Below are 25,529 nucleotides of genomic sequence, written 5' to 3' on the forward strand. Positions count from 1 at the left end.
GGGTTAGTTTTATATGATTCTAATATCAATGAATCAAGAAACAATACAACATTCTGAACAAAAAAAACCATGTATTAATTGTGGTGCTGAATTACTATATAAACCTGGTTCTTCTGAAATTAAATGTGAATATTGTGGTTATGAAGAAACAATAGAAAAAACAGATTCTGTATTTGAAGAGCTAGAGCTTTACCCTTATTTAGAAAAAATGGGGGCACAATCTCATACTGAAAAAATAAGTATGCTGCATTGTAAATCTTGTGGTGCAAATCAACATATAGAAGAAAACTATAAATCTTTACACTGTGTATATTGTAGTCAACCCCTTGTTGTAGAAGATGCTTATGACGAAGATTGGATTTTACCTGGTGCTGTTCTTCCTTTTCAATTGACACATAAACAATCTCATGAGATTTTTAGAAAATGGGTAAAAAGTTTATGGTTTGCGCCTAATAAACTTCAAAAAGCAGCTTTAGATCCACAAAAAACAAAAGGTTTGTATGTTCCTTATTGGACTTTTGATGCTGAATTATTTGCAAATTATACTGGTCAACGAGGAGATTATTATTATGTAACTGAAAGTTATAATACTGTTGAAAATGGAAAAAGTGTAACAAAAACAAGGCAAGTTAGAAAAACTAGATGGACACCAGCTTATGGATCTGTTAGCGGTTTTATCGACGACACCCTTATTAACGCTTCTAAGAAAAGAAACAATTCTTTACCAAACAATATAGCTAATTGGGATTTAACCGCCTTAGAAACCTTTAATTCTAAATATTTAGCAGGTTTTGTTACTGAGAAGTATACATTACCTTTAGAAGATGGTCATTTAAAATCTAAACAAGAAGCTGAGAGAATAGCAACTAATTGGGCTTGTAGAGATATTGGTGGTGATACACAGCGTGTAAGTAGTTTAGACATGACGCTTTCTGAGGAAACCTTTAAGCATATATTATTACCAGTGTATATCTCTTCTTATTTATTTAATAGTAAAAAGTATCATTTTTATGTAAATGGTCAAACTGGTAAGATTTCAGGAAATAGACCTTATTCTTTCTGGAAAATATTTTTCTTATGTTTATTAATACTTACAATTATTGGTTTAATTATCGTTTTTTCTGAAAAATAAAACGAGATATTTAAAATGTAAATCACTTATAAAAATTAAAAACCGAGTTGAAATCAACTCGGTTTTCTACAAACAGTAAATTAAACTTTTTCTTTATTAAGCTTCTCTTTACTAACAAACCCTTTAATCTTTATCATTTTTCTCGATTGTTTTGCATTTGATATAATAGTAACAGCTTTTGAAAACCCTCCCATTCTTGAAGTATCATAGGAAACTTGTATTTGTCCTTTTTCACCAGGCATAATTGGTTTTTCTGGTTTTTTCGGTATAGCACAACCACAAGTAGATTGAACTCCAGTTATAATTAAAGGCGCATCTCCTATATTGGTAAATTCAAATGTTCTTGTTCCTTCTGAACCTTGGCTTATTTTTCCGTAATCTATAGATTCTGTTACAAACTTAAACTCTTGTGCATTCATTGTTACTCCAATAAAACAAAGCACTAAAAAAGGTAAAATTGTTTTCATATTTTCTGTTTTAAATTATTAAATCATTTCTTTTTTTATTTTTTCAATCATTTCAATAGCATTTTCATCGTTAGGTTTAAGTTTTAAAACCTTCTGATAACTTTGCAGCGACTTTTCATAGTTTTTATTTGTGTAATAAGCCTCTCCCAAACTATCAAAAACGTTGTATTTATATGGATACATCTTTGTGTTTAATTGAAATACAAATAAGGCTTTTTCTATTTGTTTAGAACGCAATAGCTTGTATCCAAAAGTATTTAACTCCCTACTCCCCTTTGTAAACTCAGCAAAAGAAACTATCAATTTTTCTTCCTCTTTCTTTAGATCTTCTAAAGATTTAAAATTCATTAAACTATGTAAATTTTCTGCTACGATATATTGTGGTGCATATCTTTTTCCTTGAGTAATAGCAAGCATATCTCTTTCATAATCTTGCTTTGGAGACTCTACAATTCTTCCAACTTCTCTATTATTCTTGTAAAAAATAAAGGTAGGTACTCTATGAATGTTCAGTCCTTTTTCTTCTCCATTAGGTGATGCTTTGTATGCTTCAGGTTTTCTATCAACCGCAATGGCGTCTAAATTTTTTAAATCATATCCAGCCTCATCTAATACTTTATAAAATTTTGGGACTCCACGTTTACTATCTCCACACCAGCTACCATAAAAAACCTTGATCGTATAATCTTTTAATTGCTCTTTAAATTCTTTTATTACATCTTTGTTTGTGATATAGTCTTCATAGTTTTTTTGAAACCATGAAAAGTCTTTTGTTTCAAAAGCTTTTTTGTTAGTTTTTCCTAACAACATAACTCTACCTTTACTGTCTAAAGTAGTTTTATTAATCTGTTGAGCACTAATTATACAGCTAATTAAGAAGAAGCTACCAAGTAATATTTTTTTCATTTTTTTTGAATTATACTCGAATTTATTTCATTCTTACTCTAGAAAAAAACTTGAAGTATATACTGCTTAAAAAACAGTATTAACAACATAAATTCAAAATAATATGCAGTACGTACCGATGAAATAACCTTTCGTACTTATTCTTTTGCTGAATGGTGAATTTTTACTTACTTACATAGCCTATGATTACATTAAATAGAAAAAATAGCACAGAGGCTTTAATTCATGTACTTTTCTGGGTCTTATTTACTTTTGTCTCACTATTTGTCTTTACAAAATATTACTGGGCTGAAAACCCTTTTTTACAGTACTTTTTTATACTTGTAGTTATTGTATATACAAATAATCAAATCTTATTACCCTATTTTGTCAAAAAGAAGTGGTATGTGTGGTATTCTTTACTTTTTATTCTTATTTCATTTTTAGCAACACAATTGTATTGTAATGTTTTTACTCGCTGCGGTTGTACTATTATGAAATGTTTGAGTGATTATTTATGGCAAACTTTAACTCCCTTGCTGTTTTTTTCATTTATATGGATTCTTTTCAAATACATTGATCAATCCGAAGAAGTAGAAAAAATAAAACAGGAAAGAACAGCTATGGAATTGAAATTTTTAAAATCTCAAATAAATCCACATGTACTGTTTAATAATTTAAATACTATTTACTCGTATTCTCTAGAAAAACCTGATAATACTCCTGATTTAATTTTAAAGCTATCAGATAATTTAAAACATGTATTATATGAAAGTAATGCTGAAAAGGTAAGTCTACAAAAGGAAATACAATTTCTAGACAATTATATTACCTTTCATAAAATTAGAACTGAGGGATTAAAACAGATTAAATATCACACTTCTTCAGACAATGATACTTATACAATAGCTCCTTTACTTTTAATAACTATTATTGAAAATGCTTTTAAACATAGCTCTGTAAATAGTATTATTGATATTGAAATTATTGCTAAAAACAATACTCTTGTTTGTATCACTACAAATAGCTTTGATAAAAAAACTATTAAAAACAATAATACTATTGGTTTAGGAAATTTAAAAAAACGATTAGATTTATTGTACAAAGACAACTATAAATTAGATATTGACTCCTCTGATACTTTTAAGGTAACATTAAACCTCAATTTAAGTTAATAAGCTATGAACTGTATTATTATTGAAGACGAGCTTCCTGCTCAAAATATTTTAAAAAATTACATTAAAAAAGTGCCTGGTATTCATCTTACTGATACTTTTCAAACAGCTCTAGCAGCCAATGATTTTTTTAAAAAAAACACTGTTGATACCGTTTTTTTAGATATTAATTTACCTGACATTTCTGGGTTAGATTTTATTAAAACAATTAAGAACCCACCAAAAATTGTTATTACCACTGCATATCCTGATTATGCTGTTACAAGTTTTGAACTGGACACTATTGTTGATTATTTAGTAAAACCCTTTTCTTTTGATCGTTTTTTAAAGGCAATAACTAAAGTTGAAAAACATTTAAGTCGTGAAGAGATTAAACAAGAAAATGTACTTTTTTTAAATATCGATAAAACAATACATAAAGTACATATTTCAGATATCTTATATTTAGAATCCGATAGAAATTACATTACTTTTCATACAACTTCAAAAAAGTTAACTATTATTGATTCTCTTAAAAATTGGAGAGATTCTTTAGAAAAGAATTATTTCGTACAAATTCATAAATCATATATAGTAAACACAAAAAAAATAGATAAACTTGCCGGAACAAATTTATCTATTAATAATATTTCTTTGCCTATAGGAAGGACTTATAAGAATAATATAAAAACTATTTTAAAATAGCTTTTATATTATTCATTCTATTATTTCCATGTATTTTCAGCATCTCCACCACCCCAAATAACTGTAGCTAAATATGGGTTGTCAATTAATGGGTTTCTGTTACCTTGTTTACTTGCAATAACATTATTACGTGTTTTTTCAAAATCTGAAACTGGATCATCTATATTCCATTGTAATAATAAATCTATCATATTGCTATCTGATGAATTAACATTACCTACAGCTACGTTCTTTGGTAAACATTGGTTACCATAACGTAAATACATATACATCATCATACGAGCAACATCACCTTTCCATTCATCACCAGGGTACCAATTACCAGAAACATCACCAGCAGTACCAGAACCATCAGCAAACTTTTTATTATTTCTATTAGAGTTCATAGTAACATCTGAAGCTCTTAAGTGATGTGGATCTGAACCAGCTACATCATTATTTTCAAACTTTGGTGTTCCTAATGACTTAGCGTATACGTGTTCTCTGTTCCAATCAGAACCTGCTGTACCTCCGTTACTGTCTTTACTTCTAGTTCTGTCCGTTACAGTATTTCCATCTGAATCATCATATCCATAAATTAAAAGTACTTTGCTATTATCTGCAGGATCTAAATCTGATTGCTTTAATACATCCCAAACACCAGGTGTATAAGATGAAACTGGATTTGTATGTGCACTAATTGTTTTCGTTGCTAAAGCGTCTTTTAATGCAGAACCTGTTAAATTAAAGTTTACATCATTATAATAACTAGTTAATGATGAAGGAATATTGAAATTTCCAGAATTATTAGAATTGTTACTAGAAGCTTTTACTGTAACAGTAATAGTAGCCGTAGAACAACTAGATGTTGTAATTGTACTACATATTGTATATTTGAAAGAATCATTTCCTACAAAATCTTTGGCTGGTGTATATGTAAAACTAGTTCCACTTTGTGTTATTGCTCCATTCTTTAACGAATTAGGTTCTACAGTTATCTTTACATTACCTTGCTTATAAGTATCGTTAGATAAGAAATCAGAGATAATCTTTGCAGTATTTTCTTCTCCTTGGTAAGAATCATTTACTGCAGTAACTTTATCATCTGGTGTTGGGGTTACTACTTCACTATCATTTCCTCCACAATTAATATATAAAAGGGTTATAACCCCTAACATTAATATTCTTTTCATCGTTCTATGTACTATTTAAATTTACTTTGTTATTATTTTATCGTGTACCTTAGTTGGTATATTATCATTCCATTCTGTTAATATATCAGTAGCTACACTTGCTCCACTACCTGCTGCAATGGCAAATTGACTACGCCATCCTGCTAAAGTTCCGCAAACATACAAACCTTTTTTTATTAGATGGTTAAAATTACGTAATTGTATTCTGTCTTTCATAGCATTAGCACGCATATGTGGTTCAATATATTGCTCTAAGCCTGCTATTTCAAAGGGTTTTGAATAATTTAATGCTATAACTACATTTTTACTAAAATACTCATTCTTGTTGGTAATTACCTTGTATGTATCCTCTTTGTCGTCTAAAACAGCGATTACTTTTTCATTTTCTAACTGTGAAATGGTTGGGTATTGAGTTTTTAATTGCTCTTTTCCATCAATTAATATATCTTTTCCTAAAGTTCCAGGAGCTAAACCTAAAACATTATTGAATAAGGCATTTTGTAAATGAGAAGATCGTTGATGTAAGATAATTCCTACTTTTTTACCTTTGCTATATTCTTTTTTTTGAGCTGACCCCAATACTAAAGCACATTGCATTCCTGCGACTCCTCCTCCAATAATTAAAGTGTCAAAACTCATACTATGCTAATAATACTTTTATGTTCGTTGCAAATAACTTTACAGCAATTGCTAATAGAATTACACCAAAAACCTTTCTAATTATTTTTATTCCATTGTTACCAATCATTTTTTCAATTTTAGAAGATGTTTTTAGTACTATATAAATAACTAATACATTTAATAAAACCGCTATAATAATGTTTCCAATATGAAATTCAGCTCGTAAAGATAAAAGTGTAGTTAAACTACCTGGACCTGCTATTAATGGAAAAGCAAGAGGGAAAACTGTTGCTGTTAAGGTTTCATCTTCGTCTTCTTTGTACAACGTAATTCCTAAAATCATTTCTAAAGCAATAAAGAATAAGATAAAAGCTCCTGCCACGGCAAAAGAATGAACGTCTATACCAATTAAACTTAACAATCGTTCTCCTACGAATAAAAATAAAATCATAATAAAACCTGCTATTACTGAGGCTTTTTCTGATTGGATATGACCTACTTTTTTACGTAGATCAATAATAATAGGAATGTTTCCAATAATATCAATTACCGCAAACAATACCATGAAAGCAGTAAAAATTTCTTTTAAGTTAAAATTCATATTATAATGTTTTTCAGGTGCAAAATTAGATAAGTAATGTTACAATCTAGTATTTTTGCATTTAAATTTACGTGAAGTTAACATAAACTTACAACTTTAAATATCTTTTATGTTTCAATTAGGAAAAACCATCGTTTCAGAAGATCTTATAGAAAAAGACTTTGTTTGTAATCTATCGGCATGCAAAGGAGCCTGTTGTATTGATGGTGATGCAGGTGCGCCATTACTAGAAGAAGAAACTAAAATTTTAGAAGACATATACCCTAAAGTAAAGCCTTTTCTTCGTAAAGAAGGTATTGATGCTATTGAAAAACAAGGAACATGGATTACAAGTGACTTTGGTGAACTAGAAACTCCTCTTATTGATGATGCTGATTGTGCTTATGTAATTTTTGACGATAAAGGTACTGCTCTTTGCGCTATAGAGGAAGCATATAACCAAGGTATAGTCGATTGGAAAAAACCTATTTCTTGTCACTTATACCCTGTTCGTGTTAAAGATTATAGTGAATTCTCGGCTGTTAACTATCATAAATGGGAAATTTGTGATGATGCTTGTTCTTTAGGTAAAGAACTACAAGTACCTGTTTATAAATTTGTAAAACAGGCTTTAGTTAGAAGATTTGGTCAAAATTGGTATGATGAACTAGAACAAATGGCCGAAAAAAAATTAAAATAAAAAAAGAGGTGATTTAAAAATCACCTCTTTTTATTTATACACTTAAAATACGGTTTTAATTTACTTTAAAACTCCATATTTGTCCAATTGATTTTGCTCCTGAATCATCAATTGTATTCACTTTCCAGTAATATGTTTTTCCACTTGCAACAGTAACATTTAATGTATTTGTTGTTAAAAGAGATCCCTCTTTTGTTTGTGGATCAGCATTTTCTCCAAAATATACATCGTATTTTAATGTATCTCCAGTATTAGAATCTGCTCCTTTCCATTCTAAACTAACAGTAGTACCAGACACTGAACTATCCATTGCTGGACTTGTTAATTCTGCTGTAAAAGGTGCTACATTAAGAACTCCAGTTCCTTTAGTGTAAAAAGCAAATACTGATGAAGCATCTCCAGATTTACCTTTACTATCTGTTGCTGTAACACGCCAGTAAAAAGCTACTCCTTTGTCTAATGTAATAGAAGCTTCTGAAGTACTTGCCGTTTGTGTTTTAACAATATTAGTCATATCTCTATTCTTAGAGATTTCAACCTTATATGTTATTGCATCACTATTAGGATCAGTTGCATCACTCCAATCAAAAGTGATCGTATTATCAATACATAATAAGTTTTCTGTAGGGAATACTAAATCTACTTTAGTAGGAGCGTCATTTACTACTTCTCCACCTCCACTTGAACTACCTCCACCTCCACAGGCAACGAATAATGGAATTGTGAATAATGCTATATTTTTTATTGCTTTTCTCATTATTTTAAGATTTTAAAAGTGTTTGTTTTATCTCCTCCAATTCTTAAGATATAGATTCCAGATTTGAAACTATCGAATGGAATTGATAATTCATTTCCTTGTTTTTCAACTTTCTTATCTAATACTACTTTTCCAGTAACATCATAAACTAATACATCTAAACTTGGTGCACTATCTGAAGGTACCATTAAATTAATAGCATCGGTTACAGGGTTATTTCTTAAGAAAATATTATCAATTGAAGTTTTAAATACTCCTTCACAAGATTTTGCTGTTTTAACCTCTAATATTCCACTTCCTTCAACATTAACATCAAATGTAGACACATTAGATGTTTCTATTAAATTACCGTTTAAATATACATTATAAGGCGCTGTTCCTGAGTTAACGTTTACAGTATAATTTTTTGACTGATTGTTTTTCGCTACTTTTAATGAAACTGGACTAGCTTCAACAATATTGATTTCGAAACATTGTGTATAACTCTTATCATTAACCTTCACACAAACTTCATAAGATCCTGGCTCTAAATCAGAGAATGTTAAACTAGTAGTTGTTAATTGTTTTGATTCGTTTTTACCAGTACCGTTTAATGTTACTGTATAACTAACAAATGTTTCTTTCACATTTACTGTTATTTTTCCATCATTTTGATCAACACAAGTTTCAGAAGTCGTTTGAATAGAAATGTTATCTACCGCTAAATAGCTAGTATCACAAACATCTCCTACTCCATTTCCATTTGTATCTTTTTGATCTGCATTTTTAACTTTAATACAGTTGTCTTTGTCATCCATGATACCATCTCCATCTGTATCTTGACAAGCGTCTCCTACTCCATTTCCATCTGTATCTTTTTGATCTGGATTTGCTGTAGTTGGACAGTTATCATCAACATCTAAAACACCATCTCCATCTGTATCTTGACAAGCATCTCCGATTCCATTACCATCAGAATCTTTTTGATCTGCATTAGCAGTAGTAGGACAGTTATCAACACCATTTAAAACACCATCTCCATCATCATCTCCATTAGGATCTGAAATGAATTTTCCAGAGAAAACTCCTCTACCATAAGTAGCAGCAAAAACAGTATTATCATCGCGTAAATCTAAATCTAATACTGGAACATTACTCATTCCGTTAAATGACTGAGTCCAATTAGGAGAAGCAGCATTAAAGTTTTTAGTTTTCCATACACCTAAGTCTGTACCTATAATAACTTCGTTTCTGCTTGATGGGTTTTGTAAAATAGTTTTTACAGGGATATCTGGTAAATCTCCTTCTTTACTTGACCATGTTGATCCTCCATCTGCTGAATACCATACACTCTTTACTCCATAGTTATGCATTGTAACTAAAATTTGGTTTTCATTTTCACCAAACTCAATATCTGATATAGAACCAACGAAACCGTCTCCTGTAAGATTTGACCAAGTACCTAAACCTACATTAGCATTTTCAACTTTTAATAACTTACCATTTTTTAATCCAACATATAATTTACTAGATGTTGTAGTATAAGGCGAAATTTTTAATGTTGAAGGTGAAAAATCCATTAAAGGACTTGAAATATTTTCTTTAACAACTGATCCTGATAATATATTTGAATATCTTCTAATTGTATTTCCTACTGAAGAATAGTTAGAATATAAAATATTTAAATGTGAGTCTAATTCTTCTGGATTTATAAAATCTCCGTTACTAGTGTCTTCATCATTAATTGTTCTTCTTTCTCCAGAAACATAGTCGTATAAAACTATACTTTGATTATAAACATAGTTAGAAATATGGTATTTATCTGTTCCATCTGTATCAAAGAAACTAGCAGCTCCATCACCTCCTTGAGCCCTAATCGAACTATTTATTCCTGGTGTAGCTTGCTGAACTAATTGCGTACCATTATCTTGAGCTCCTGCTAAGAAATATTCATCACCGCCAAAAGCTGTAGTTGGCGCTACTCCTAAAGTATAAAATTGTAATGTATTATAATTATTATTTCTAGCAACAATTGTAGCTCCTGCATTATTTGAAAAATAAACACCTCCATCATTTGCATAAATCATACGTGTTGAAGAAGCAAATGCGATTCCATGCTGATCGGCATGTACAAACTGGCTACCAAATCCACCGTACCAGTGAGAAATTTGTGCCCAATTTTGACCTCCATCTGTAGATTTAAATAAATCAATACCTCCAACAAACACAGTATTCTCATCATTAGGATCAACTTTTATTAATAAATCATACCCTGATTGACCTCTAGTAAAATCATTAGCTGGTATTCCTGTATCAGCATCGTTTGGTAAAGGTAATTCACTAACATTCCCAAAATCATTTACTGTTCTATAGATTTTTACTGGTGCACCACTAGTTGCAGTTTGTGCTAAAACATATACAACACCTGCATTTGTAGGTGATAATGCAATCTCTGTTCTTCTACCATTTGTTACTGTATGCTTTAATGTAAAGTTAGTTCCGTCAGTAGATTTAAAGATAGCTCCTCCACCGTCACCATACGAATTACTTTGTATTGTACTAAAATAAATAGAATTATCTGAACCTAATTCTAAATTATTAGGCTCGTAAGTTTTTCCTCCTGTAGTTTTTGGTACATCTACTTTTGAGAAGTTAGTTCCATCTGTAGATTTATATAGTCCAATACTATCTCCTCCACCTACTATTACTCCTTGTCTATCTCCTCCATCTCCAACAGCAACATATACTTCAGAAACTCCTCCATTGTCTCTTACTATAACATCATTTACAAACTGAACTCCTGGTAATAATACTGACCCAACAGCATTTGGATCACCTTGCTTTAAAGTTACATTAACTGCTCCAGCTCCTAAAGCATTAATTATTTCATTACCTGCAGATTGTGTACACATAACGGCTGGAATAGTAATACTTGTATCATCACCTCCCATGTCTATTGGTTCTCCGTCATTATTATTGATAATAATAACTGCAATAGCTCCTGCGTCTTGAGCTCTCTTTGCTTTTTCGTCAAACTGACAGCTTCCTCTTTTAATTAAAGCTATCTTCCCATTAATTGCTGCTCCATTAACTAAATCAGTACAAGCATCACTATTTGGATCTGTTCCATCATCCGCTAATACTACGTCTGCTGTAACTGCTGATGATAAATTTCCTCCAAAAGCAGTTGATAAAGTTATTTTATATTCTCCTGCTATAGATCCTGGAGAATTAACTTCCAACTTATATTTAGCATCTAAAAAAGATGATCCTGTTGCTCCTCCAAAAACTCTAGCCCATGTATTTCCACCATCCGTAGACTTCCATAAACCATCAGCTCCATTTACTTGTCTTACGTATGATTCTCCTGTACCAACATAAAATGTTTTTGAATCATTTGGATCTACTGCTATACTTGAAACAGCTAAGTTTTCTGGTATTCCAACGCGTACCCATTTAGTATTAGCATCAGAAATTTTTGTGTTTTTCCATAAACCTCCACTAACTCCTCCTGCAAAAACAGTTTCATTAGTAGCATCATTTGGATCAAACATTAACGCCCTTGTTCTTCCTCCTACATTGTCTGGACCACGTTCAATCCATGCATTATCAGCTTCTCCAGGAACTTTTTGTCCTGCTCTTTGTTTTTCTAATTTTTTTTGTAATTCTAAAACATTTTCACCGTGAACTCTTCCTGTGTAAGGATTAATTTCATTTAAATATTTTTGTTCGTAATAAGCATTTGGTGGTAAACCTAATGCCTTTCTTTCTTTTTTAGGTAATCTCCCCGTTTTCTTATACGGATGATCTTTTAAAATTTCTGCATGTTGTTTCCTTATTTTTTCAACCTCGGATTCCTTCTTATCCAAAGTCTTAAAAACAACACCGCCTATAGCCACAAATAGTAAGCTAAAAAAAAGTATTCTTTTATTCATAATAAAGTTATTAGTAACCCATATAACAGGTGTAGTTGATTTTTCCCTACCTTTTTCTTAAAAAAAAGCTAATATATCGAATATTTTAACATAAAAACTGAACTTTAACAATCATCTATACTACATTTCCTTTTATTTTTTGATACAATCTTATTGCAAAACCATCAGATAAACCAGAAACATAGCTAGCTATTTGCATAATTCTATCGTATAAATTCTCTTTTTCTTGCTGATATTGTTTAGGAAGTAAATTCAACACTAACTTATCGTAGTTTGATTGATTACCTTTAAATTTATTATTAAGAGCCGTAACAAATACATCTAATAAATCTGCTATAATCTTATATCCTGCTACTTCTTTCTCTATTACTTCCTTACTACGATAAATTTTTTCTACACTAATTTTTATGATATCATTTATTTGTGCTTCAAACTTACATTTATCTAATAACGATTTATCAAATGTTCCGTTCAATATTTCCTCTTCATTTTCTAAGAAAATATCGATTGCTTCATTAATTAAGACACCAATAGCTAAAGCTCTTAAATAGCTTACTCTATCCTTTTTGTATTGAAGTGAGTTATATTTTTTAATATCGATAGTATCCTTTACTAACTTAACCATATACTCTAAAGCATAGTCTTCATCTATTAACCCTAGATTTATTCCGTCTTCAAAATCAATAATTGTATAGCAAATATCATCTGCAGCTTCTACTAAATACGCCAATGGATGACGATAATATGATATTCCATCACTTTCTTTTTTCTTCAATCCTAAATCGTTAGCTATATCTAAAAAAGCCTCTTTTTCTGATTGAAAAAAACCATACTTTTTATCAACTATATGTTTGGTTGGTTTTTTAGGCAAACTCTCTTTTGGATATTTCATAAAAGCTCCTAAAGTTGCATACGATAATCGTAAACCTCCTTCTGTTCCTTGGTTACTCTCTGTTAAGATTTTAAAACCGTTTGCATTACCTTCAAAATCTATGATATCTTGATACTCTTTTTCTGTAAGTTGTTCTTTGTATTGAAGTCCTTTTCCTGTTTTAAAATATTCTCCTATTGCTTTTTCTCCTGAATGACCAAAAGGAGGATTTCCTATATCATGCATAACAGAAGCTGCTGCTACAATTGCTCCAAAATCATTAAAAGTATATCCTAATTCTTTTAGATTTGGGTGTCTTTCTAATAATATCTTACCTACTCTACGACCAAGCGTTCTACCTACAACAGATACTTCTAAACTATGTGTTAATCTGGTATGAACAAAATCGGTTTTTGAAAGTGGAATTACCTGTGTTTTATCTTGAAGGCTACGAAATGCTGATGAAAATATAATTCTATCAAAATCTACTTCAAACCCTAGACGTGTTTCGTCTTGTTTTATTCTTTCTCGTTTTTGAGTGTCTCCATAACGTTTTAAAGAGAGTAGTTGTTCCCAGTTCATCATTTTGAATAAAATTTTTTCGAAAATACTAAAAAAGAGAAGCCTTTCGACTTCTCTTAATCACTTTTAATTTAATTCTACTATTTAAGAACCACACATTAAACAATCGTCTGGCCCTTCTGCATTTTTAGAAGCATCTACCATTGCCTTAAATTCTTCAGGACTCATTGGTTTATCTTCTTCTTTCTTTTCTATATTTAATGTGAATTGCTTCGCGTTTACTGCTGATTTTGTACGTAAATAATACATTCCAGTTTTTAAACCAGACTTCCAAGCATAGAAATGCATTGATGTTAATTTTCCAAAATCAGGATCTTTCATAAATAAGTTTAACGATTGAGATTGATCGATAAAATATCCTCTTTGACGAGCCATATCAATAATATCTTTCATACTCATTTCCCAAACTGTCTTATACAAGTCTTTTAAATCTTGTGGTATTACTTCAATATGTTGAATAGATCCATTAGCACGCATAATATCTTCCTTCATATTATTGTCCCATAAACCTAACTCTACTAAATCTTCTAGTAAATGCTTGTTTACTACAATAAACTCTCCTGATAATACTCTACGTGTATAAATATTAGAAGTATATGGTTCAAAAGCTTCATTATTTCCTAAAATCTGTGATGTAGAAGCTGTAGGCATAGGTGCTACTAATAAAGAATTACGTACTCCATGTTTCTTAACTTCTTTACGTAATGCTTTCCAGTCCCAACGACCACTTAATTCATCATCATTAACTCCCCACATATTGTGTTGGAATTCTCCTTGAGACATTGGAGATCCTTCATAAGTAGAATATGCTCCTTTTGCCTTTGCTACTTCCATAGATGAAGTTACTGAAGCAAAGTATAATGTTTCAAAAATTTCTTGGTTTAATTTTTTTGCTTCATCCGATGTAAACGGCATACGTAACATGATAAAAGCATCTGCTAACCCTTGAATCCCTAATCCTACTGGACGGTGACGCATGTTTGAATTTTCTGCCTCCACTACTGGGTAATAGTTACGATCAATTACTGTATCTAAGTTTCTAATTACTTTTTTAGTAACTTCAAATAATCTGTCGTGATCAAAGAATTTATTACCATTTTCATCCTCAGCAACAAACATTGGTATAGCTATCGATGCTAAGTTACATACAGCTACCTCATCTTCAGCTGTATACTCCATAATCTCTGTACATAAATTTGAAGAACGAATTGTTCCTAAATTCTTCTGATTTGATTTACGGTTAGCAGCATCTTTATACAACATGTACGGAGTACCTGTTTCTATTTGAGATTCTAAAATCTTTTCCCATAAATCACGAGCTTTAATAGTTTTTCTTCCTTTTCCAGCTTCCTCGTAGCTTGTATACAAACGTTCAAACTCTTCTCCATATGTATCATACAAGTGTGGACACTCATGCGGACACATTAATGTCCAATCTCCATCTTCTTGTACTCTTTTCATGAATAAATCAGAAATCCACATTGCATAGAATAAGTCACGTGCACGCATTTCTTCTTTACCATGATTCTTTTTTAAATCTAAAAAATCATAAATATCTGCATGCCAAGGCTCTAAATACATAGCAAAAGAACCTTTACGCTTTCCTCCTCCTTGATCTACATATCTAGCTGTATCGTTAAATACACGTAACATTGGAACAATACCATTTGATGTACCATTAGTTCCAGCTATATAACTTCCTGTAGCACGAATATTATGTATAGATAAACCAATACCTCCAGCAGATTGTGAAATTTTTGCTGTTTGTTTTAATGTATCGTAAATACCGTCGATACTATCGTCTTGCATTTGTAATAAAAAGCATGAAGACATTTGTGGCTTTGGTGTTCCAGCATTGAATAAGGTTGGCGTTGCATGAGTAAAATATTTTTTACTCATTAATTCGTATGTAGCAATAGCCTCATCAATATCTTCTTTGTGAATTCCAATAGAAACACGCATTAACATTTGTTGTGGGCGCTCAACAATCTTACCATTTAACTTTAACAAATATGACCTTTCTAAGGTTTTAAAACCAAAGTAATCATAATTAAAATCACGACTATAAATAATAGTTGAGTCTAATTTATCAGCATTCTTCATGATGATTTCATATACATCATCTGCTAACAAAGGTGCTTTATTTCCTGTACGAGGATTGATGTATTCATACAAATCAGTCATCGTATCAGAAAAAGATTTCTTTGTGTTTTTATGTAAGTTAGATACGGCTATTCTTGCAGCTAATTTTGCATAATCTGGGTGAGCTGTAGTCATAGTAGCAGCAATTTCTGCAGCTAAATTATCTAATTCAGAAGTAGTTACCCCATCATACAAACCTTCAATAACTCGCATTGCTACTTTTACTGGATCAACAATTTTGTTTAATCCATAACACATTTTTCTAACCCTCGCTGTGATTTTGTCGAACATCACAGGCTCTTTTCTGCCGTCTCTTTTTACTACATACATATTCTTACTGGTTTTTAAATTTGTTAATAAAGTTACTATAGCACTATATAATAGTAACTCATGTTTGTTAAAATAATTTTGTTTCTTAGGGGAAACCTTATGGTGCAAAAGCACAAAATGTGCCTTTGCAAAAAATTACCGCATGTAGGGGTTAGCAGTATTTATATTTTACTAGAAATCAGCATCGAAACTGATATCTCCTGTACCTCCTGATGACACACCAGCTTTTTGGTACTCTGATACTCTTTTCTCAAAGAAGTTTGTCTTTCCTTCTAACGAAATCATTTCCATAAAATCGAATGGGTTCGACACATTATATTCTTTTTCACAACCAAACTCTAATAATAGCCTATCTGTTACATACTCTAAATACTGAGTCATTAACTTAGCATTCATACCAATTAAACTTACAGGTAAAGATTCTGTAATAAATTCTCTTTCAATAGAAAGAGCATCTATAATTATTTCTCGAATACGCTCTTTTGGTACTTTATTAACTATATGGTGGTTATGTAAATGAACTGCAAAATCACAGTGCATTCCTTCATCTCTAGATATTAACTCATTAGAAAACGTTAATCCAGGTAATAATCCTCTTTTCTTTAACCAGAAAATAGAACAAAATGAACCTGAGAAGAAAACACCTTCAACTGCTGCAAAAGCAATTAATCTTTCTGCAAATGAATCAGATTCTATCCATTTTAATGCCCATTCAGCTTTTTTCTTGATTGCTGGAAAAACCTCTATAGCTTTAAATAACCTATCTTTTTCTTCCTCATCTTTAACATAAGTATCTATTAATAAAGAATAAGTTTCTGAATGAATATTTTCCATCATTATCTGAAAACCGTAAAAAAACTTTGCTTCAGAATATTGAACTTCATTTACGAAGTTTTCTGCTAAGTTTTCATTTACGATACCATCAGAAGCTGCAAAAAAGGCTAAAATATGTTTTATAAAGTAACGCTCATCATCTGTCAATTTTTTATTCCAATCATTTAAATCGGAATGTAAATCGATTTCTTCGGCTGTCCAGAAACAAGCCTGCTGTTTTTTATACCATTCCCATAAATCATTATGTTGAATTGGAAAAATTACAAATCTGTCTTTATTTTCTTGTAAAATTGGTTCAGTTACAGCCATTCTTTTTGAGCTAAATTTTATGTGTTATTTTGTCTTCTTGAGGGATAAAACAAAGATTCAAAAAAATGCTAAAAACTGAAAGTGATACTTATTCACAAATCCCTTGAAGTTTTTAACAAATTGCTGTTTTTTTTAAAAAACGCGTCATTTTTTAAATTTCACAAAACACTATAAAACAACAACTTAAAAATCAAAAATTGGCTTCCGTAGTGATAATCACTGAGTTTCTTATTTTGGTTTTTTCAATAAAAAAAGTGATGCTTTTTGCATCACTTTTATTTTTTATTTTTCAACTTTTAAAACGTCTTTTATAATTTGTTCTATCTGTTTTTGAGGAAGGGCTCCATGAGCCATTTGAGGCTCTTCTCCCATAGGACAAAATAACATTGACGGAATACTACGAATTCCAAAAGCAGCTGATAATTCTTGTTGCTCTTCTGTATTTATTTTATAAATATTTATTTTCCCTTCATATTCTTCACTTAATACTTCTAAAACAGGAGCCAATGCTTTACATGGACCACACCAATCAGCATAAAAGTCTATTAATGCTGGTTTATCTCCTTCGAATTTCCACTCCTTATTTTCCTCGTAATTAAATACTTTTTTTAAAAAAGTTTCTTTAGTTAAGTTTTCTGTCATTGATTGTAGTTTTTTACTAAAAAATGTTTAGTAATATTTTACGCATAAAAATAGTCGTTTTTATTTCTAAAGATTACAAAAACTTATTTAATGTTAAATTCATCTTAAAAAAACAAGGTTACCAAGCATTTTCTTCTAACTTTGAAAGAATTAACTAATTATTTCATCATGAAAAAAATTCTTTTCCCTGTCCTTTGCGCTAGTGTTATACTAGTGTCCTGCAAAGAACAAAAACAAACCAAGAAAAATATTACTGTGAATTATCCAGAAACAACCAAAAAACCTGTTGTAGATGATTATTTCGGAACTAAAGTTACCGATAATTACCGTTGGCTAGAAGATGACCGTAGTCCAGAAACTGAAAATTGGGTAAAAACTGAAAACGAGGTTACTTTCGATTATTTAAGCAAAATACCATATCGTAAACAAATAAAAGATCGTTTATCTGAATTATGGAACTACGAAAAAGTAGGTACTCCTTTTAAAGAAGGAAACTACACTTATTTTTATAAAAATGATGGTTTACAAAACCAATACGTATTATATAGAAAGGATGATAGTGGTAAAGAAGAAGTATTTTTAGATCCTAATACTTTTTCTAATGACGGAACTACTTCTTTAGGTTCTGTTAGCTTTTCTAAAAGCGGAGATATTGTTGCTTACTCAATTTCTGAAGGAGGTAGCGATTGGAGAAAAATTATTGTTATGGATGCCAAAAACAAAGAAATTATTGGCGATACTTTAATTGATGTAAAATTTTCTGGTATAGCATGGAAAGGTAATGAAGGTTTTTATTACTCTAGTTATGACAAACCTAAAGGAAGTGAACTTTCAGCAAAAACAGATCAACACAAACTATATTATCATAAGTTAGGAACTAAACAAAATGAAGATGCTGTTATTTTTGGAGCTACTGCAGAAGAAAAAAATAGATACGTTGGTGGTTATTTAACTGAAGATGATAAATATTTAATTATCTCTGCTTCTACTTCTACTTCTGGAAACAAATTATTTTTAAAAGATTTAACTCAAGAAAACAGTAAACTAGTTACCGTTATAGATAACTACAACAGTGATACTTATGTTATTGATAATCGAGATGATAAATTATATTTAGTTACCAACTTAAATGCACCTAATAAAAAAGTAGTAACAGTAGATGCTAAAAACCCTACTCCAGAAAACTGGAAAGATTTTATTGCTGAAACTGAAAATGTTTTATCTCCTTCTACTGGTGCTGGTTATTTCTTTGCTGAATACATGGTTGATGCTGTATCTAAAGTATTACAATATGATTTTGATGGAAAATTAATTCGTGAAGTTAAATTACCTGGCGTAGGTTCTTCTGGAGGTTTTGGAGGAAAAACTGACGCTAAAGAATTATACTTTTCTTTTACAAATTATAACACACCAAGTTCATCTTATAAATTCAATCCACAAGATGGTTCTTATGAATTATATTGGAAACCAGCTATTTCTTTTAATTCTGATGATTATGAAAGTAAACAAGTTTTCTATACTTCAAAAGACGGAACTAAAGTACCTATGATTATTACCTACAAGAAAGGATTAGAATTGAATGGTAAAAACCCAACTATATTATATGGTTATGGTGGATTTAATGTTTCTTTAACTCCTTCTTTTAGCATTGCTAATGCAGTATGGATGGAACAAGGAGGTGTATATGCTGTACCTAACTTACGTGGTGGTGGTGAATATGGTAAAAAATGGCACAAAGCTGGAACTCAATTACAAAAACAAAATGTTTTTGACGATTTTATTGCTGCTGCTGAATACTTAATTAAAGAAAAATATACTGCTTCTGATTTCTTAGCAATTCGTGGAGGATCTAATGGAGGACTATTAGTAGGTGCTACAATGACACAACGACCTGACTTAATGAAAGTTGCTTTACCAGCTGTAGGTGTATTAGATATGTTACGTTACCATACATTTACTGCAGGTGCTGGTTGGGCATATGACTACGGAACTGCAGAACAAAGTGAAGAAATGTTTAAATACTTAAAAGGATACTCTCCAGTACATAATGTTAAAAAAGAAGCATATCCTGCTACTATGGTAACTACAGGAGACCACGACGACCGTGTTGTACCTGCTCATAGTTTCAAATTTGCTGCAGAATTACAAGAAAAACAACAAGGAACTAATCCTGTATTAATTCGTATTGAAACTAATGCTGGTCATGGTGCTGGAACTCCAGTTGCAAAAACCATAGAACAATACGCTGATATTTTTGGTTTTACCTTATTCAACATGGGATTTGATCAATTACCAAACCCTCCAAAATCAAAAATTAAGAGCTAAACTGTAACATTTTTTACATTTAGTATTCTTATATGAGTAAACTAACTAACTAACTATGATGTTTATTTCTCTAAAGAAAAAAGAACCTTTTATCTCTGATAAAAATGTTTTAAAAGCTTTTAACAAGATAGAAAACACTCTATCTGTTTTAAAAACTCTTCCTTTATCAGATTCTACTATTTCTCAAATAAATAAGGATTTAGAAGAAATAAACAAATTTGAAGGGGAATTGAAAAAACACAGAAATAAACTCATAGTTAAAAATCATAATATTCTCGAGCTTGTAAGAAAAAACCATGGATACGTTCATGAAAAATACTATCAAAATCAATGGATGGTTTTAGGAATGAGTCTCTTTGGTATTTCTTTTGGATCCATATTCGGAATGTTATTAGGTAATATTGCCCTACTCGGTATAGGCTTACCTTTTGGTATGTTACTAGGTATTGCAATTGGGAAAGAAAAAGACAAAAAAGCGAAACAAGAAGGAAAACAATTAAAAATCACTTGTAATTAAATCAATCAAATTATATACAATGAAAACCATTCACAAAATGCTGTTTACTACTGCTGTCGCTTCTTTAGCAATTGCATCATGTAAAACAGATAAAAAAGCAGATAAACAACCTGAAGAAAAAGTACAGGGAATTATCTTAGAAAATATGGATACCTCTGTAAAACCTACAGACGATTTCTTTAGATATGTAAACGGGGCTTGGTTGGATAAAACTGAAATCCCTGCCGACAGAACTTCTTGGGGAGGTTTTGGAGAGCTTCGTAAAAAAACAGATGCAGATGTATTAGCTATCTTAAACAAAGCTATCGAAGAAGGAAACTTTCCTAAAATAAAAGATTCTGAAGGAAACGAAATTGATTCTGACCAAGAAAAAGCAGTAAATTATTACGAAACTATTATGGATACCGTTGCCAGAAACAAATCTGGTAAAGAACCTTTAAAACCTTTCCTTAAAAAAATTGAGGAGATTAAAGATTTAAATGGTGTTCAAGATTTTATTACTAACATGGCTCCTTATGGTGGTGGAGGTTTCTACGGATTTGGAGTTTTCAACGACCTTAAAAACAGTAGTATGAATGCTGGTTATATGGGTGCTGGTGGACTTGGTTTATCTAGAGACTACTATGTAGATGATAAAGTAAAAGATAAGCTTGAAAAATATCAAGAATTTGTAGCTAAAATGTTACAAGAATTTGGTGACGATGAAGCTACTGCTAAGAAAAACGCTGAAACTATTGTTGGTTTTGAAAAAAGCTTAGCAGAACCAATGATGACTAAAGAAGAGCGTAGAGATACTCGTAAAATGTATAACCCAATGACTATTGAAGAATTAACTACGTTAGCTCCAACAATTGATTGGGCTGCTCACTTAAAAGGAATTGGTGTAGATAACATTGATAAAGTAATTGTTACTGACCCTGGATATTTCAAAGCAATGAGTGAAATTCTTAAAACTCGTTCAGTAGAAGATATTAAATTATTATTACGTTGGAATGCAATTAATAACTCATTAGGATTATTATCTACTGACTTAGAAAAAGCTAACTGGGAGTTTTACAGCAAAGAAATGCGTGGTGCTAAAAAGCAACGTCCAAGAGACGAGCGTGCTTTAGGTAACTTAAATGGAGCTATTGGAGAAGCTTTAGGTAAATTATATGTTGATGCTAAATTCCCACCAGAAGCTAAGAAAAAGGCTAAGGAAATGATTGACAATGTAATGTTAGGTTTTGAAAAAAGAATTGCTCAATTACCTTGGATGAGTGAGGAAACTAAGAAAAAAGCCTTAGAAAAATTACATAAATTAACTGTTAAAATTGCTTACCCAGATAAATGGAAAGATTATTCTGCTTTACAAGTTAAAGGTTTAAAAAACGGAGGTACTTACTTTGACAATGCTATAAATGTTTCTAAATGGAACTTTGATAAAAACATGGCTAAATTAGGTAAAGAAGTAGATAGAACTGAATGGGGAATGTCTCCACAAACAGTAAATGCTTACTTTAATCCTGTAAATAACGAAATCGTATTCCCAGCGGCAATTTTACAACCACCTTTCTACAACTATAAAGCTGATGAAGCTGTAAACTATGGTGGAATTGGAGCTGTTATTGGTCACGAAATCTCACATAGTTTTGATGATTCTGGTGCTCGTTTTGACGGTGATGGAAACCTAAAAAATTGGTGGACTGAAGAAGACTCTAAAAAGTTTAAAGACGTTGGAAGTAAATTAGTAAAACAATACAGTGATATTATTGCTATCGATAGTATGCACTTAAATGGTGAGTATACTTTAGGTGAAAACATTGGTGATTTAGGTGGTGTTCAAGCTGCTTACGAAGGATTAAAAGTATTCTTAGAAAAGAATGGTCGTCCTGATGATATTGATGGTTTTTCTCCTGAGCAACGTTTCTTCCTTTCTTGGGGAACTATCTGGAGAACTAAAATGCGTGATGAGGCTTTAAAGAACTTAATCATGACAAATACACATGCTCCAGGTCAATATAGAGCTTATATGCCTCTTAAAAACGTTGATGCATTCTATGAAGCATTTGATGTAAAAGAAGGTGATAAAATGTATTTAAAACCAGAAGAAAGAGTTAGAATCTGGTAAAAAAGATTTTCTCTTTTAATTTAGAATATTAAAACCGATGCTTTTGCATCGGTTTTTTTTATATAAAAAATAGAGTTCATTATTTTTGCAGCTATGCTAAAAGTTAATAACATCTCTTTTTCATATTCTGATGAAAAATCAACCTTAAAAAACATTAATTTCTCCTTAGAAAAAGGCGAACATTTGTGTATTATGGGCGAAAGTGGTTGTGGAAAATCTACTTTACTAAAAGCTATCTACGGTTTATTAGATTTAAATGAAGGTACACTTTACTGGAATGATACTCAAATTTTAGGACCAGCTCATCATTTGGTACCAGGAATGGATTTTTTCAAGTATGTAGCTCAAGATTTTGACTTAATGCCTTTTATTTCTGTTAGTGAAAACATTAAAAAATTTCTTTCTCGTTTTTACCCAGAAGAAGCAGAAAAAAGAACACAAGAACTCCTTGATGTTATAGAAATGACTTCCTTTGCTAACGAAAAAGTAAAAAATTTAAGTGGAGGCCAACAACAACGAGTTGCCATAGCTAGAGCAATAGCTAAACAACCCGAATTACTTCTTTTAGATGAACCTTTTAGCCAAATAGACAACTTTAAAAAGAACTCTCTAAGAAGAAAGCTATTTGCTTATTTAAAAGCAAATAATATTTCTTGCATCGTTGCTACACATGACGGTAACGACGCCCTATCTTTTGCTGATAAAATGATTGTAATAAAAGACCATAAAGTTATTGCTAATGATACACCAGCTAGTTTATACAAAGGATTAAAACAAAAATATATTGCTTCTTTATTTGATGATGTAAATGAGTTTTTTTTGAACGAAAAACAAGTTTTATTGTATCCGCATCAAATACAGATTGTTGAGCATTCTAACAATAAAGCTATTGTTAAAAAAGCATATTTCAAAGGATATTATTGGCTTATAGAAGCATATTACAATAATCAAACTATTTTTTTCAATCATCACTCAATTTTAGATACAAAAAAAACAGTTTCATTAGCGTTCAATGAAACTGTTTAAACCAATAATAACTATCTCATAATTATTACTCAACTATTTTAAATACTTTTATATCTATAGAAAAATACACTCTTACCAGTCTAAACACTAAAAAATGATAAAAGTGTACTATAAAACTTCTTTTCCTCATGAAGGGTAGCAACCTTTCCTATGATAAAACCGTTTTAATTTATTTTACCCTACCTTTTAGTTAAAATATTTCTTTTATTGCTTGTTTATTACCATTAAAAACAAAAGATTCTCCTATTCTTTTCCCTAATAACAAACGCCCTATTGGTGAAGAAACTGAAACTGAAAAATAAAATTTATCTGCTACTTTTAATTGTCCTGAGCTAATACTTAAAAAATACGCGTTTTTATCCGTTATAACTACATTTCCTAAGTGAGCTACATCTGTTACTCTTTCTAAATTAATTTTAGAAAGCGTTTCTTTCATTTTTACAATCCCACTAAGTTGCTGACTTGCTTTTTCCATTTCTAACTGCAACATTGCTCTACCTGTTTCATGTTTATCACCAGCTGAACTTTTTGTTTCAGATTGCAATGCTTTTTTATTCGATGAAATTATTTCTTCAACAGTTTTCATTCGCTTATTTACATAAGTAACACATTGCTTAAATAATTCTTCTTTTATATTCATACTAAATCTGCTAATTCTTTCCCAACCAAGCTACCTATAGCAACTCCCATTCCTCCTAAACGAACACCACAAAAAGCATTATTAGATAATTGTTTTACAATTGCTTTTTTTTGATTTCCAACCCCCATAATACCACTCCATCTGTGATCTATTTCAAAATTGTTGTTGGGTAAAATTATTGTTTTTAAAATCTCTTCTAATTTATTTTGAATTAACTCTGTTTGTCCAAACTCTACCGTTTCCTCTGCTTTAAAATCTAAATTCCTTCCGCCTCCAAATAATATTCTATTATCAATATTTCTAAAATAATAATACCCTTTATCTAAATGAAAAGTTCCTTTTATGTGAAGGTTTTTAATCGGTTTCGTAATTAAAACTTGTGCTCTTGCTGGTTGTACATCTTCATTAAGCAATTGTTTCGCAAAACCATTGGTAGCAATGAATATTTTTTTAGTTGTAAACTCTATCTTTTCTGTCTTAACAACCACATTTCCATTAAGTTCAGTATAATTTTCAACAACTATATTATTAATAATTTTGATTCCAAACGACTGAGCTAAATTTAATAAACTTGCAGCCATTTTACCTGTATCGATCTGACCTTCAAATTTATTAATAATATAATTTCCATGAATATTATTAAAACCAAAAATGTTTTCATTTACATGAAAAACATCTGATTTAAATAAAGGTTTTAACAATTCATTTATTTTATCTTTTTTATTCAAACAGTCTTCAAAAAAAGCACCATCTTGAAATAATTCGTATCCTTTATTTTGTTGAAAATCGATGATTTTTTCTCCTAAATTCTTTTTCAACAATTCTAATCCTTTCCACCTTTTCTTAACCAAATTAAAAACTTCTTCTTCAGTATGTGTATTTAAATCATCTATTAACTCAGATAAACTTCCAAAACAAGCAAACCCAGCATTTTTAGTACTTGCTCCTTGAGGCAGAGCTCCTTTTTCTAAAATTAAAACTTTTGCTTTTGGATATTTTTTCTTTAACTCTAACGCACAATTTAATCCGACAATTCCACTACCTACTACTGTAAAATCAACATTAGCAAACCACTCTTTAAGCTCCCAATAACTGTAATTCAACATCTTAATAA

The 25,529-nt window shown here is 30.8% G+C and carries 20 protein-coding genes and 1 pseudogene; 8 read left to right on the top strand and 13 right to left on the bottom strand.

Going from position 1 to position 25,529, the window contains the following annotated elements; all coding sequences use genetic code 11:
* Positions 1–28 precede the first annotated feature (28 nt).
* Positions 29–1,132, top strand: coding sequence for a DNA helicase PriA (locus MHN29_RS04215; RefSeq protein ID WP_235276244.1), 1,104 nt, complete (start codon positions 29–31; stop codon positions 1,130–1,132).
* Positions 1,133–1,212: 80 nt separating this feature from the next.
* On the opposite strand, the gene MHN29_RS04220 is transcribed toward MHN29_RS04215, so the two are convergent.
* Both MHN29_RS04220 and MHN29_RS04225 read right to left on the bottom strand, forming a co-directional pair.
* The gene (locus MHN29_RS04220) at positions 1,213–1,599 is read right to left on the bottom strand and encodes a DUF1573 domain-containing protein (protein WP_235274560.1); all 387 of its coding nucleotides are present in this window, start codon (positions 1,597–1,599) and stop codon (positions 1,213–1,215) included.
* An 18-nt stretch (positions 1,600–1,617) separates the two neighbouring features.
* Positions 1,618–2,505, bottom strand: a complete 888-nt coding sequence (locus tag MHN29_RS04225) for a tetratricopeptide repeat protein (protein WP_235274559.1) — start codon at positions 2,503–2,505, stop codon at positions 1,618–1,620.
* A 602-nt stretch (positions 2,506–3,107) separates the two neighbouring features.
* Between MHN29_RS04225 and MHN29_RS04230 the strand changes: the two genes are divergently transcribed.
* Together MHN29_RS04230 and MHN29_RS04235 are read left to right on the top strand one after the other, a co-directional pair.
* Positions 3,108–3,659 (top strand): sensor histidine kinase, encoded by a 552-nt coding sequence (locus MHN29_RS04230; protein ID WP_235274558.1) that lies wholly within the window; start codon positions 3,108–3,110, stop codon positions 3,657–3,659.
* A gap of 6 nt (positions 3,660–3,665) precedes the next feature.
* Positions 3,666–4,343 (top strand): LytTR family DNA-binding domain-containing protein, encoded by a 678-nt coding sequence (locus MHN29_RS04235; protein ID WP_235274557.1) that lies wholly within the window; start codon positions 3,666–3,668, stop codon positions 4,341–4,343.
* Between the two features lie 20 nt (positions 4,344–4,363).
* On the opposite strand, the gene MHN29_RS04240 is transcribed toward MHN29_RS04235, so the two are convergent.
* The 3 genes from MHN29_RS04240 to MHN29_RS04250 are packed head-to-tail and all read right to left on the bottom strand — an operon-like array spanning position 4,364 to position 6,737.
* Positions 4,364–5,515 (bottom strand): endonuclease, encoded by a 1,152-nt coding sequence (locus tag MHN29_RS04240; RefSeq protein WP_235274556.1) that lies wholly within the window; start codon positions 5,513–5,515, stop codon positions 4,364–4,366.
* A gap of 21 nt (positions 5,516–5,536) precedes the next feature.
* Positions 5,537–6,154, bottom strand: coding sequence for an FAD-dependent oxidoreductase (locus tag MHN29_RS04245; protein WP_235274555.1), 618 nt, complete (start codon positions 6,152–6,154; stop codon positions 5,537–5,539).
* 1 nt (position 6,155) lies between these two features.
* Positions 6,156–6,737 carry a MarC family protein gene (locus tag MHN29_RS04250; RefSeq protein WP_150898001.1) on the bottom strand — a complete coding sequence of 194 codons (582 nt, stop codon included), beginning with the start codon at positions 6,735–6,737 and terminating at the stop codon, positions 6,156–6,158.
* A gap of 109 nt (positions 6,738–6,846) precedes the next feature.
* Here MHN29_RS04250 and MHN29_RS04255 point away from each other — a divergent pair, with 109 nt between their 5' ends.
* Complete coding sequence (locus tag MHN29_RS04255; protein WP_235274554.1) at positions 6,847–7,416, top strand: DUF3109 family protein; 570 nt, start codon at positions 6,847–6,849, stop codon at positions 7,414–7,416.
* Between the two features lie 55 nt (positions 7,417–7,471).
* On the opposite strand, the gene MHN29_RS04260 is transcribed toward MHN29_RS04255, so the two are convergent.
* The 6 genes and pseudogenes from MHN29_RS04260 to trxA all read right to left on the bottom strand — a co-directional run.
* Positions 7,472–8,173 carry a hypothetical protein gene (locus MHN29_RS04260; protein ID WP_235274553.1) on the bottom strand — a complete coding sequence of 234 codons (702 nt, stop codon included), beginning with the start codon at positions 8,171–8,173 and terminating at the stop codon, positions 7,472–7,474.
* Positions 8,173–12,087 (bottom strand): thrombospondin type 3 repeat-containing protein, encoded by a 3,915-nt coding sequence (locus MHN29_RS04265; protein ID WP_235274552.1) that lies wholly within the window; start codon positions 12,085–12,087, stop codon positions 8,173–8,175. Before MHN29_RS04265 ends, MHN29_RS04260 begins: the two co-directional genes overlap by 1 nt.
* 115 nt (positions 12,088–12,202) lie before the next feature.
* Positions 12,203–13,540, bottom strand: coding sequence for a deoxyguanosinetriphosphate triphosphohydrolase (locus tag MHN29_RS04270; RefSeq protein WP_235274613.1), 1,338 nt, complete (start codon positions 13,538–13,540; stop codon positions 12,203–12,205).
* Between the two features lie 84 nt (positions 13,541–13,624).
* Positions 13,625–16,012 carry a ribonucleoside-diphosphate reductase subunit alpha gene (locus MHN29_RS04275; protein ID WP_235274551.1) on the bottom strand — a complete coding sequence of 796 codons (2,388 nt, stop codon included), beginning with the start codon at positions 16,010–16,012 and terminating at the stop codon, positions 13,625–13,627.
* Between the two features lie 171 nt (positions 16,013–16,183).
* Positions 16,184–17,155, bottom strand: a complete 972-nt coding sequence (locus MHN29_RS04280) for a ribonucleotide-diphosphate reductase subunit beta (protein ID WP_150898006.1) — start codon at positions 17,153–17,155, stop codon at positions 16,184–16,186.
* Between the two features lie 282 nt (positions 17,156–17,437).
* A pseudogene (gene trxA, locus MHN29_RS04285) lies at positions 17,438–17,803 on the bottom strand (thioredoxin); the annotation flags it as partial.
* A gap of 162 nt (positions 17,804–17,965) precedes the next feature.
* Between trxA and MHN29_RS04290 the strand changes: the two are divergent.
* From MHN29_RS04290 to MHN29_RS04305, 4 genes are all read left to right on the top strand, one after another.
* Positions 17,966–20,122 carry a prolyl oligopeptidase family protein gene (locus tag MHN29_RS04290; RefSeq protein WP_235274549.1) on the top strand — a complete coding sequence of 719 codons (2,157 nt, stop codon included), beginning with the start codon at positions 17,966–17,968 and terminating at the stop codon, positions 20,120–20,122.
* Between the two features lie 55 nt (positions 20,123–20,177).
* Positions 20,178–20,639: a hypothetical protein gene (locus MHN29_RS04295; protein WP_235274548.1), complete on the top strand. Its 462-nt coding sequence runs from the start codon at positions 20,178–20,180 to the stop codon at positions 20,637–20,639.
* Positions 20,640–20,658: 19 nt separating this feature from the next.
* Positions 20,659–22,749: a M13 family metallopeptidase gene (locus MHN29_RS04300; RefSeq protein ID WP_235274547.1), complete on the top strand. Its 2,091-nt coding sequence runs from the start codon at positions 20,659–20,661 to the stop codon at positions 22,747–22,749.
* 93 nt (positions 22,750–22,842) lie between these two features.
* Positions 22,843–23,775, top strand: coding sequence for an ABC transporter ATP-binding protein (locus tag MHN29_RS04305; protein ID WP_235274546.1), 933 nt, complete (start codon positions 22,843–22,845; stop codon positions 23,773–23,775).
* A gap of 190 nt (positions 23,776–23,965) precedes the next feature.
* Here the strand turns inward: MHN29_RS04305 and MHN29_RS04310 are convergent, their stop codons facing one another.
* Both MHN29_RS04310 and MHN29_RS04315 read right to left on the bottom strand, forming a co-directional pair.
* Entirely contained in the window at positions 23,966–24,415 is a 450-nt protein-coding gene (locus tag MHN29_RS04310; protein WP_235274545.1) for a GreA/GreB family elongation factor, read from the bottom strand.
* Entirely contained in the window at positions 24,412–25,518 is a 1,107-nt protein-coding gene (locus tag MHN29_RS04315) for an FAD-binding oxidoreductase (protein WP_235274612.1), read from the bottom strand. The genes MHN29_RS04310 and MHN29_RS04315 overlap by 4 nt, the downstream gene beginning before the upstream one ends.
* Between the last annotated feature and the right edge of the window lie 11 nt (positions 25,519–25,529).

Source organism: Tenacibaculum sp. Cn5-46 (genome assembly GCF_022347705.1).
In the GTDB taxonomy this organism is placed as follows: Bacteria; Bacteroidota; Bacteroidia; order Flavobacteriales; family Flavobacteriaceae; genus Polaribacter; species Polaribacter aiptasiae.

Bases quoted from the DNA above. Each gene is read 5' to 3' on its own strand.
- MHN29_RS04215 (WP_235276244.1), top strand. From the start codon at position 29: ATGAATCAAGAAACAATACAACATTCTGAACAAAAAAAACCATGTATT.
- MHN29_RS04220 (WP_235274560.1), bottom strand. From the start codon at position 1,599: ATGAAAACAATTTTACCTTTTTTAGTGCTTTGTTTTATTGGAGTAACA.
- MHN29_RS04225 (WP_235274559.1), bottom strand. From the start codon at position 2,505: ATGAAAAAAATATTACTTGGTAGCTTCTTCTTAATTAGCTGTATAATT.
- MHN29_RS04230 (WP_235274558.1), top strand. From the start codon at position 3,108: ATGGAATTGAAATTTTTAAAATCTCAAATAAATCCACATGTACTGTTT.
- MHN29_RS04235 (WP_235274557.1), top strand. From the start codon at position 3,666: ATGAACTGTATTATTATTGAAGACGAGCTTCCTGCTCAAAATATTTTA.
- MHN29_RS04240 (WP_235274556.1), bottom strand. From the start codon at position 5,515: ATGAAAAGAATATTAATGTTAGGGGTTATAACCCTTTTATATATTAAT.
- MHN29_RS04245 (WP_235274555.1), bottom strand. From the start codon at position 6,154: ATGAGTTTTGACACTTTAATTATTGGAGGAGGAGTCGCAGGAATGCAA.
- MHN29_RS04250 (WP_150898001.1), bottom strand. From the start codon at position 6,737: ATGAATTTTAACTTAAAAGAAATTTTTACTGCTTTCATGGTATTGTTT.
- MHN29_RS04255 (WP_235274554.1), top strand. From the start codon at position 6,847: ATGTTTCAATTAGGAAAAACCATCGTTTCAGAAGATCTTATAGAAAAA.
- MHN29_RS04260 (WP_235274553.1), bottom strand. From the start codon at position 8,173: ATGAGAAAAGCAATAAAAAATATAGCATTATTCACAATTCCATTATTC.
- MHN29_RS04265 (WP_235274552.1), bottom strand. From the start codon at position 12,087: ATGAATAAAAGAATACTTTTTTTTAGCTTACTATTTGTGGCTATAGGC.
- MHN29_RS04270 (WP_235274613.1), bottom strand. From the start codon at position 13,540: ATGAACTGGGAACAACTACTCTCTTTAAAACGTTATGGAGACACTCAA.
- MHN29_RS04275 (WP_235274551.1), bottom strand. From the start codon at position 16,012: ATGTATGTAGTAAAAAGAGACGGCAGAAAAGAGCCTGTGATGTTCGAC.
- MHN29_RS04280 (WP_150898006.1), bottom strand. From the start codon at position 17,155: ATGGCTGTAACTGAACCAATTTTACAAGAAAATAAAGACAGATTTGTA.
- MHN29_RS04290 (WP_235274549.1), top strand. From the start codon at position 17,966: ATGAAAAAAATTCTTTTCCCTGTCCTTTGCGCTAGTGTTATACTAGTG.
- MHN29_RS04295 (WP_235274548.1), top strand. From the start codon at position 20,178: ATGATGTTTATTTCTCTAAAGAAAAAAGAACCTTTTATCTCTGATAAA.
- MHN29_RS04300 (WP_235274547.1), top strand. From the start codon at position 20,659: ATGAAAACCATTCACAAAATGCTGTTTACTACTGCTGTCGCTTCTTTA.
- MHN29_RS04305 (WP_235274546.1), top strand. From the start codon at position 22,843: ATGCTAAAAGTTAATAACATCTCTTTTTCATATTCTGATGAAAAATCA.
- MHN29_RS04310 (WP_235274545.1), bottom strand. From the start codon at position 24,415: ATGAATATAAAAGAAGAATTATTTAAGCAATGTGTTACTTATGTAAAT.